Raw genomic sequence first — 9,943 nt, 5'->3', positions numbered from 1 at the left:
CACGCTGACAAGGGTTGGTGTGCCATTGAAGTCTGCCACAGGTGCAGGACCTGAGACCATGATATTGGTCGGTGCAGAGGTGTCGGATGCCGGGGTGGTCGCGTCATCCGTCACAGTCAGAAAGACATTGTAACTGCCCGAGTCCGAGTAGGTGTAGGTTGGGTTCTGAAGGGCTGATGTACCGCCATCGCCGAAGTCCCAGGCCCAGGTGACAATGTTTGCACCGGCAAATGCCTGTGAGGTGTCGGTGAAGGTTACAGTCAGGGGTTTATCACCGGTCGTCACATTGGCAGTGAACGATGCAGCGGGTGCGGGTCCGGTGACCGTGATATAGTCATTCATCGTCATCGTGTCCGATCCGCCAGCGTTGGTGACCGTCAGGCTGACATTGTAGATGCCGGAAAGGAGGTACACATAGGATGGACTCTGTTCGGTTGACGTGCCGATTGTGTCACCAAAGTCCCAAGCCCAGGCGGTGATGTTGTATCCGCTGGATAAATCGACGAAGTCAACAGTATTGTTTGCCTCAAGGAAGCGGGGAGCAGCACTGAATAACACCACCGGTGCGTCCTGCACAGAGACGGTTACGGTGTCCTGGAAGGAATCTGAACCACCGCTGTTCGTTGCCGTGAGGTTCACGGTGTAGGTGCCTGCGACTGCATAGGCGTGTACCGGGACTGAGATGGTTGCCGTTGCACCGTCACCAAAGTCCCAGAAGTAGGTATCAACAATACCCGTGGATGCGTCGGTGAAGGTGACTGGATTACCAGCCAGGGGAGCTGCAGGGTCGAAGGTGAAGTTTGCCACCGGTGGGTCAGTACGCACGGTGATGTAATTGGTCTTTACTTCAGCATCATTACCGGCTTCATTGGTTGCCGTCAGGGTGACGGTGTGGGTGCCGGATGTAGTGTAGGTATAGACCGGGCTCTGGTCGGCTGAAGTGCCCCCATCTCCGAAGTCCCATGCCCAGCTGTCGATGAGTCCGACGGGTGTGGATGCATCGGTGAAGGTGACTGCATCACCACGATCGATTGTTGTTGGTGCACCGCTGAATGCTGCAACCGGCACGGGCAGGTCATAGGTGACTGTGATGGAATATGAACGTATAAGCGGAACTGGACCATAGTTCGGTACTTCGTAATACCCAGTTCCTGTTGCACTCCCTGCGACCATCATATCATGGGTATCACTGGTATCAGAGAGATTCACCAGTGTGATGGAGGTAATGGTGCTCAGATAGTCTGCATCAGCAACCGGATCCCATGTAATGGTAAAAGGTACTGTTGGAGCATCATCATCCGGTCTCATAGCCAGATTGAATACGGTTACATCGTTTCCCGGAGTAAGAGGTGCATTCAGAGCCTGAATGAATCTCGTAGAATTAAAAACTCCCTCAGATTCATAAATCTTAAGATTTGCGTAATATGTAGTGCCATCCGGGTTTGCTGGCGGACCCACCATATCATATATCCTGTTGTCGACATAATCTGTTGTCACAAGATTACAACCAAAATTTAGCCCAGCGGACACTGGATCTAAAGTGGTCTTAATTGTGTAATTCCAGTTCTTTTCCTCTGCTGCAACCGGCACTGCGAGGAGTGCCAGTACGACCAGAAGGATTAATAATTGTTTTCTCATTCAAAACCTCTCCATTTCACTATAAGTGAATGTCAACTATAAGAAATTTAGTGGTGTTATTTTAATTTAAATCTATTGTTTCCTTAAATAGATTGCCAGAAATATTCCTGCCCCTGCAAACGGAATTGCTGCCGAAATTGGAGACTGGGTGGGCGTGGCTGTGGTATTTGCAGGTACTGCCACCGTCATACCCGGTTCAGCGTTTCCGGTTGGCACCGGTATTGCTGTGGCTGCTGCGGTCGCTGCAGTGTTTTTTTCCGTCTGCACCGCAGTTGACACAGGTGTCGGCGGCACCGGCGTATCCCCCGGTACCTGGGTTGATGTTGCGGTCACCACTATGGGCGGACGATAGGTGATACTACCCACATCCACAGGGTCACTGCCGGCTGCTGCCGCAGTGATCATGATATAATGTCTACCGGGCACAAGAGAGAGACTCTGCTGCAGACTCATGTCTATCGCCTGCCGGGAGATGACGTCACTGCCAATCACGCTCACCGGTGTAAGATTGAGGGAGACAGGTGGCTGATCCCAGGTGACGGAGATCTCCTCATCAGACTGTATATATAGCTGCCATCCGGCCTCAGGCCTGACATCTGTATAAAGTTCTCTAAAATGTCCGTCTGTGACAAAATAGGCAAACTTTGTCATAACCGGTACCGGGGGTGGCGCAATAACATCCACATCACTGTCCACTTGTGCAGTGGAATTTGGTTCAATTCCATACTCCAGTTCAAAGGTGGTTTGATCCGTTGTGACGTCAATACCTGCAGTCCACGCGCTGGCCGGAACTGCTGTCGCCAGAAACACGCCGCACAGGATGCAGATCATCTTATACATACGATGCATATTTTTTTCATCTCCTCACTACTTTTTTCAGTAGTGAATAATTGTGTTTCCCCCTATTTACGGTTCGCGACAGAAGGTTCCCACAGGTAAAACCATCAGAACACGACTTTTTGCCCTGTAAATTATAAAAAAAGGGCTCTGTAGAAATGCCGCCGGAATAAAACAGAGAATGAACGGGCGGCCATCAGGGCCGGGCCGGGCCGGTCCCGCCCATCTCATCCCGGCAGACACTCTTCTCAAAAGACCCATGCACACGTCGGGTAATCCCTCCCCTTTTTTTTATCCCTTTTCCCACCCTCTTTGACCCCCTGTGTTGGGGAATCGGGGGATAGAATGGACGTATTTTCTGCTCTTTTTCACTGCCGGAAAAATACGGCTATTTTGCCTTTTATTTGCTAAAAATACGGTTTGTTGCAGACTACTGAGCGGTCGCTATTGACGGAAATTTTGGGAGGATGTATAGACTGTCCCGACTGAGAACTGCCCGCTCCGGGCTTCTGTGTGGACATGTTTTTCCGGGACAAAGATCCACATGGCAGGAGCAGAATCACCATTCTGCCGAACAGAGGAGTTAACGCCAGTTATAGGCCATCTTCTTCTCTTTTATGTGATCTCTGTTTTCTCGGATGATTCCTGCAAGGCCGAAAAAGAGAGATCATTTGGCTCCGGCACAATACTGAAACCCGACAGGGAGTAATCCCTGCGTTTGCAGGCATTCAGCTGAGCAGAAGAAGGCCGGGTGCTGTCGCTGAGACCCAGTAACCGTTTCCGGCAGATATCTCACTGCCGGTGACATACTGCCCAAGTGACGAGTCATACCAGTACACCGGACCTGCCAGGATTCCTTCCGGGACGGTGGTGAAGTTTTCCGTCAGGCGGTCTGCTGCAACTGAACCAACAAAATTCCATCCCGCAGTGAGGGGAATCTGGTACATGCCGAGTGCCTCCCCGGTGAGACGGAGATCTTCAGGCAGCGTGCCTGCCACCCAGTATCCGGTACCGGGCTGAACTGAGTCTGCGGTTGTTGCCACATACTGCCCCAGAATCGGGTCATATGAGTACAGGGTCGTGGACATATTGGAAGTGAGCAGAACATCACTGCCCCGTGCCGGGAAGGAGACCATATTCCACCCGCCGGATACGGGTATGTCAATTGTATAGGAAAGGGAAACCGGGCCGGAGACCTGCAGCCCTGCCGGCAGTGTGCCTGTGGCATACCCGAATTCATCCTCAACAATCACATCCCATGCACCGGTGGCGGCGCCCTCCAGATTAAATCCGCAGCGGATGACAGCAGGGGACTCCACAAAGACATAGTCCGGTGCCCGGTCTGTCTCCCCCGCCATCCGGAGAGTAACCATTGGCGTCCCGTAAAATCCATCCCCGGTGAGGCCTGTGATATAGACACTCCCTGTTGAAGAGACGACCGCCGGGTCAATGCCGGTGACGGAGATGTCTGCTGTGACCAGGAGGGCATCCGCCTCTGTGACATTTTCACTGTCAGGATTCGTGACACAGAGGTCATAGATACCAGGTGACACTCCCGCAAAGTCCACCGTGCAGAAGAGTTCATCCGCTGCACCACAGGTCACAGACTCCGGCACAACCGACCTGCCGGAGGTGACATTGTGGAAGACAAGGGAAGACGTCTCCTGAAATCCGGTCCCCTGCACGGTGAGAGTATGGACAAACCCGGTTGAGACCGTGGCAGGTGAAATGCCAGAGATCTGAAGTCCGGCCCGCCCTGTGGTGAATGCCTTGAGACAGACGTTGGTGGTTGTATCAAAAACGCTACTATCCGTAAAACTGGTCGTATCCACATAATACGAACCGTCTGCACTCACATAACTCTGTCCGGGAACGGCAGATGCCTTCGAGGTATATGTTCCTGATTTTTCCAGCGGAATGGGAAATGTGTCATACCCATAGGCGGCCCTCACCGCAACAGAGAACGTATCTCCTGCACTGAGCACCACCGGGGTCGGGAGGGGAATGGTATAATACCCCGGATACGGAAGAGACCCGGTCTCTGTTGCAACCGGCCCGCCGGAGTCGGTGACATTCCCGTCCGGGTTCACATAGACCCGTATCTCATACTCCATTCCCTCACCGGTGGCGTAGAAACTGACCGCATCCAGCGTTTCCCTGCTGTCTGACGTGAATACATTGGCAAACCAGCTCTCCCGGTGACTTCCATACGAGGCTGAATCGGTCCATCCAAGAGGATCATACTGGTAATTGCAGTCATACGCGTCCGCATCACCGGCAGTATAGAGTACAATATCGGGGCGGGCATTCCGTCCAAGGTTCTCGTCATAATACGAGATATAGAAGTAGCCGTCAATGCCTGAGGAGGTGCCCCAGCTGTTTTTACAGATGAAGGCACCGTCTCCTGCAGGCGTGTTCCGGAAGTTGGTGCGTGAGAAGGTGTCATTCCAACCGACAATGAGAATGGCATGCCCGCCTGCCGAATCACCCCCGGAAGGAAAATAATAGGTCGCATAAGAATGGCCGTCGTATGACCCGACATAATCCCAGTTCCAGAGGACTGAGACCCGCAGGCCTCCTTCCTCCATGAGATACTGCTTAATCAGATCATTTTCGAGCGGACCGGCGGGACCATCAGACCGTGGCGGAAGGATGGTGACATTCTGGGTGTGCATGACAGGGGAGAGACCGGACGGAGATACTGAGGATTCAGGTGAATACGGGTCCGCAGACTCAGACACCGGGCCGCCCCAGCGGGCGAGGTATGCCGTTGACATCGCAGCATTGCCACCCTGGCAGGCACCCAGATCCCACCCGGCGTCAGAGTTTTCAGACATCAGATTCTTCATATTGTTTTCAGACAGGTCCCAGATGACCCCGGTGTCGGAGAGCACCCAGGATTCAAGAGACCCGATCGCCGCAAAGGCCCAGCATGCACCACAGGCATCCTGATCTTTGACCGGCGTCACCCGCCCCACATCAACGAGACTGAAGTACGGAACGGACGGTGCGGCAGCGTCAGCAAAACACGCCTCTGCCTGCATCGTATCAGGCGACCAGACTATCTGCACCTGTCCGGGTATATCCCCAAAACTGTGGTCATCAGTCAGTGCAGGACAGAAGTCTGCCGTACAGGCATCCACACTATCATCCACAGATATGGAGTTCAGCTGTGACATATACTCAGTAAAATATGGGTTTACCGGGGCTATTTCACCTGAAATATCTGCTGCGACAGCTACAGACACCATCAAAACTGCAGACAGGCAGATGATAAAAAGAGAGACAAGATATGGTCTACGGGTCATCGTGATCCAATAATAATCATCCGGGAAATTTATTGACTTTTGTATCGGCACTTTTGAGGAATACTCCGGGATATCCGGGTAAATAAGAGAAAAACCCAGAGGTACTATGTTTTCAGAATGAGGTTGTCACATCCGGACATACTCCCTCACCCGGTCGCGAAACACAAAAATGGCCGGACACAGATATGCAAAATTCCGGAACGGGAACGGTAAAAAAAAGATATGGGTTTTTACGGGATGGTGATTACATCATGCCAGGCGGCATTCCGCCCATTCCGCCCATGCCACCCATTCCGCCCATGGCAGCCATCTCTTCAGGTGAAGGTCCGGCGCCGGCTCCGGAGGATGCAATGACATCGTCAATGCGCAGGATCATCACAGCAGCCTCAGCTGCGGATGAAATAGCCTGTGTCTTTACCCGCATTGGCTCGATGACACCTGCAGCCAGCATGTCAACGGCCTTTGCCTCAAAGACATCAAGACCTGCGGTCTTGCGGCCTGCTTCGTGCTCAGAGCGGAGCTCAACGAGCATGTCAATGGGGTCAAGACCTGCATTCTCTGCAAGGGTGCGGGGGATGATCTCCAGTGCTGTTGCAAATGCCTCAATCGCCAGCTGTGCACGACCGCCGACGGTTGCTGCGTACTCACGGAGACGCAGGGACAGCTCAACTTCCGGTGCACCGCCGCCAGCGACGAACTTCTTGTCTTCCACTGCAACAGAGACCACACGGAGTGCGTCTTCCAGTGCACGGTCAAGTTCATCGACAACGTGTTCTGTGCCACCGCGGACAATGAGGGTCACTGCCTTCGGGTTGATGCTCTCGGTCACAAAGATCATCTCCTCTCCGGAGACCTTCTTCTCCTCGACACGGCCTGCTGCACCGAGTTCAGACTCCATGATTGCGTCAATGGAAGAGACGACAGATGCACCGGTTGCACGGGAGAGCTTTGTCATGTCAGACTTCTTGACACGGCGAATTGCAAGCACACCTGACTTTGCAAGGTAGTGCTGTGCGATGTCATCGATGCCCTTCTGGCAGATGAGAACATTTGCACCGGAGTTGATGACCTTGTCGACTATTGCCCTGATCATCTTCTCTTCTTCGTCCAGGAACATCTGGAGCTGGTCCGGGCTGGTGATGGAGATCTCTGCGTCAACTTCAGTCTTCTTGTACTCGACCGGAGCATTGAGAAGCAGAATCTTTGCGTTCTCGACAAGCTTTGGCATGCCGGGGTGGACACGCTCTTTGTCGATAACAACACCCTCGATGATCTCAGAGTCATCAATTGTGCCGCCGACCTTCTTCTCAACCTTGATGAAGTCCATGTCAACGGTGTTGTCTTCCTCAGCGACCATGGTGACAGCGCGAACGACGAGTTCACAGAGCTTTTCCTTTGCAGCCTCTGCTCCTTTGCCGGTCATTGCGGTGTCGGCGATCTTTCTGAGCATCTCAACATCGTCAGCTCTCACATCAATTGCAATCTCTTTGATCAGTTCCTGTGCCTTGTCTGCTGCGAGGCGGTATCCGTGTGCAATGACAGTTGGGTGGACATCCTGCTCGAGGAGATCCTCTGCCCGCTTCAGGAGTTCACCTGCAACAACAACTGCGGTTGTTGTTCCGTCGCCGACCTCATCGTCCTGGGTCTTTGCGACTTCGACCATCATCTTTGCTGCCGGGTGCTCGATGTCCATCTCTTTAAGGATGGTCACACCATCGTTGGTGATGACGACATCACCGATAGTGTCAACAAGCATTTTGTCCATGCCCTTCGGACCGAGAGTGGTCCGGACGGCACCTGCAACGGCTTTTGCGGCTGCGATGTTAGAGCTCTGAGCATCGCGGCCACGGGTTCTCTGGCTGCCTTCTTTCAGAATGAAAATCGGCTGGCCTCCAAGATTTGCTGCCATAATAATTACCAAATGCGATACAAAAATAGGTTTGTAGTTCTATATATAGATTGTCAATCGTCGATCAGATGTATGAGGTCGGATCCTGATTCAAGGGACTTAAATTTTGACTCACCGATAATCAGAGCAATACCGATCCTCTTTTGCTTATTGTAGCCTTTTATCACGCACACCGCACGTGAATTGGTGATGTTTGAAAGATTCGCGATAAGGGCCGCACGCCGCATCACTTTCTGCGCAGGACCGTAACAGGTGAGAATGGTATCATCACCATAGAACGCAAGGCCCTCAAAGGGTGCATTCCGGGTACTGAAGTATTCCACACCAATCCGGCTGAAACCGGGAGACTGTTCCTTAGAACGCTCCCTTATCCCGTCCTCAAACGGATTTGAGTGAGAGAGGAGATCGATAGCCTCCACAAGTGCTGCATCAAAGATCTCTTCCATCCGACAGGCAATATCAAGGGTCGTGCCCATCCCGCTTTCGTACTTTGATATGGTCCGCCGCGAGACACCAAGAGCAGAGGCAAGATCACCCAGTGACATCTGTGAATCTTCCCGCAGCGTTCGGAGAAGGCCGCCATTGATATTTACATACAGGCCGCCCGGCTGTGCGTAGACAAGCGGAGGTATCTCTTCGACGAATAAGTCATAGAGCGTCATGGCACTGGTGGAGACAATACCGTACCTCAGGTATACCGCACCCCGTTCAAGTTCGGCATCCCGGGCCTTTTCACCGACAACCAGTGGTTTTCCCTTGAGGAAGTGTGCAATCGCCGCCAGTTCATGGGCAATCTCCTCGCTCATGCTGTCGATGTGCACCACTGCCTTGATGACAAGTAGTTCGTCATCCCTCCGCGCAATCAGATCAAAACTTCGCGGACGCATTCCACATCGTTCGGATACGGCATATCCTGCCATAATGAGAACACTTGTGACTCTCTGGAGTAACCGTTCATATGACATCTGGCTATAAACTGTTATAGCAGCGAACTCCATATAAAGAGTGGCTTTTATGCGTATCGGCATTGATGACACTGACTCTCCGGCAGGCATGTGCACTACATATCTCGGAGCTGTGCTTATACACCGGCTCAGAGAGGCAGGAATAAGGGTAACCGGGCAGCGCATCGTCCGCCTGAATCCTAATGTAATATATAAGACACGAGGAAACGCAGCCATCTGTATTGAGGCAGAGGGAGACGCAGACGAGGCATTCCGGATTGCATCGGCATGTATCGAAGAGCTGGCAGAATTTGATGAGGAAAAGACAAATCCCGGCCTTGTTGTAGCTGAAAAAAAGCTACCTGTCTCGTTTTACCTGCAGGCGGTCACCGGATTCTGCACCATCGAAGAGGCAGAAGCCGTCTGCCATGCGGCAGGGGCCAGGGTCAAAAAATGGAAGAACGGGAGGGGCATCATCGGGGCGACTGCCGGTATTGCAGCAGAACAGGCAGATATGACCTGGGAACTGCTCACATACCGCAGTCATACGGACAAAGGGGAGCGAACCGTTGAAACAGAAAGTCTCTTTCGCGCAGAAGAGGAGACCTTCCCTCATACCTGGGACACGGTGGATACAGAAAACAACTGCATCGTCTGTTTCCCTCACACCCCCGATCCGGTCATCTTCGGCATTCGCGGAGAATCCCCGGAATGGGTGACGAGAGCTCGCGGATACGTGCACTCTCAGAAACCGGTGATGGAGGTCATCTACCATACCAACCAGGGGACAGATGCCCACCTGCTGGATGGAACCATCGCATCACTTGTCGATGGATGTTCATACCGCCTCACCGGAGTCGTTGCAGATACACCAGTGACAGGACGCGGGGGGCATGTCTCATTTCTTCTCAGTGACACGTCCGGGAAAGTTCGGTGTATGGCATACGAACCCACCAAAGGATTCCGTGACATCATCCGCAGCCTTGCACCGGGTGATGAAATACTCATATGCGGCAGTTACAAAAACGAGAGCATCAACCTGGAAAAGATCCGGGTGATCACCTGCCCGGAGATTGTCAGGCAGCGCCCGCCTCTCTGCCCCTCCTGCGGGAAGAGAATGAAGAGCGACGGCGTAGATAAAGGATGGAAATGCCGCCGGTGTAAAACACGGGCAGAGGAACCGGAGACTATCCATGAACCCCGGACGGTATCGCCCGGCTGGTATGAAGTCCCGCCGTCCGCACGCCGCCACCTGGCAAAACCTCTCTGCCGGGGCATACCACCTGCATAACCTCATGCAGGATATA

The 9,943-nt window shown here is 52.9% G+C and carries 7 protein-coding genes; 2 read left to right on the top strand and 5 right to left on the bottom strand.

Translation table 11 applies throughout. The features are described from left to right. Positions 1-1,638: PKD domain-containing protein (locus MKMG_RS00675; RefSeq protein ID WP_165074418.1), on the bottom strand; the 1,638-nt coding region annotated here is incomplete at its 3' end. Between the two features lie 72 nt (positions 1,639-1,710). Next, on the bottom strand, positions 1,711-2,487 hold the full coding sequence (locus MKMG_RS00670) for a hypothetical protein (protein ID WP_165074416.1): 777 nt from the start codon (positions 2,485-2,487) through the stop codon (positions 1,711-1,713). Between the two features lie 532 nt (positions 2,488-3,019). Between MKMG_RS00670 and MKMG_RS00665 the strand changes: the two genes are divergently transcribed. Then, positions 3,020-3,184 (top strand): hypothetical protein, encoded by a 165-nt coding sequence (locus MKMG_RS00665; protein ID WP_165074414.1) that lies wholly within the window; start codon positions 3,020-3,022, stop codon positions 3,182-3,184. A gap of 19 nt (positions 3,185-3,203) precedes the next feature. Here MKMG_RS00665 and MKMG_RS00660 read toward each other — a convergent pair whose 3' ends face one another. From MKMG_RS00660 to MKMG_RS00650, 3 genes are all read right to left on the bottom strand, one after another. Continuing rightward, positions 3,204-5,783, bottom strand: coding sequence for a lectin like domain-containing protein (locus tag MKMG_RS00660; RefSeq protein WP_165074412.1), 2,580 nt, complete (start codon positions 5,781-5,783; stop codon positions 3,204-3,206). A gap of 244 nt (positions 5,784-6,027) precedes the next feature. Beyond that, on the bottom strand, positions 6,028-7,692 hold the full coding sequence (gene thsA / locus MKMG_RS00655; protein ID WP_165074410.1) for a thermosome subunit alpha: 1,665 nt from the start codon (positions 7,690-7,692) through the stop codon (positions 6,028-6,030). Positions 7,693-7,745: 53 nt separating this feature from the next. Further along, positions 7,746-8,657, bottom strand: coding sequence for a transcriptional regulator (locus MKMG_RS00650; RefSeq protein ID WP_165074422.1), 912 nt, complete (start codon positions 8,655-8,657; stop codon positions 7,746-7,748). A 49-nt stretch (positions 8,658-8,706) separates the two neighbouring features. On the opposite strand from MKMG_RS00650, the gene MKMG_RS00645 reads away from it, so the two are divergent. Continuing rightward, positions 8,707-9,927, top strand: coding sequence for a tRNA(Ile)(2)-agmatinylcytidine synthase (locus tag MKMG_RS00645; RefSeq protein WP_165074408.1), 1,221 nt, complete (start codon positions 8,707-8,709; stop codon positions 9,925-9,927). Positions 9,928-9,943 lie beyond the last annotated feature (16 nt).

This window comes from Methanogenium sp. MK-MG (genome assembly GCF_009914725.1).
Lineage (GTDB): Archaea > Halobacteriota > Methanomicrobia > Methanomicrobiales > Methanomicrobiaceae > Methanogenium.
Note: the sequence above shows the minus strand (reverse complement) of the source record. Positions and strands in the feature narration are given on the sequence as shown.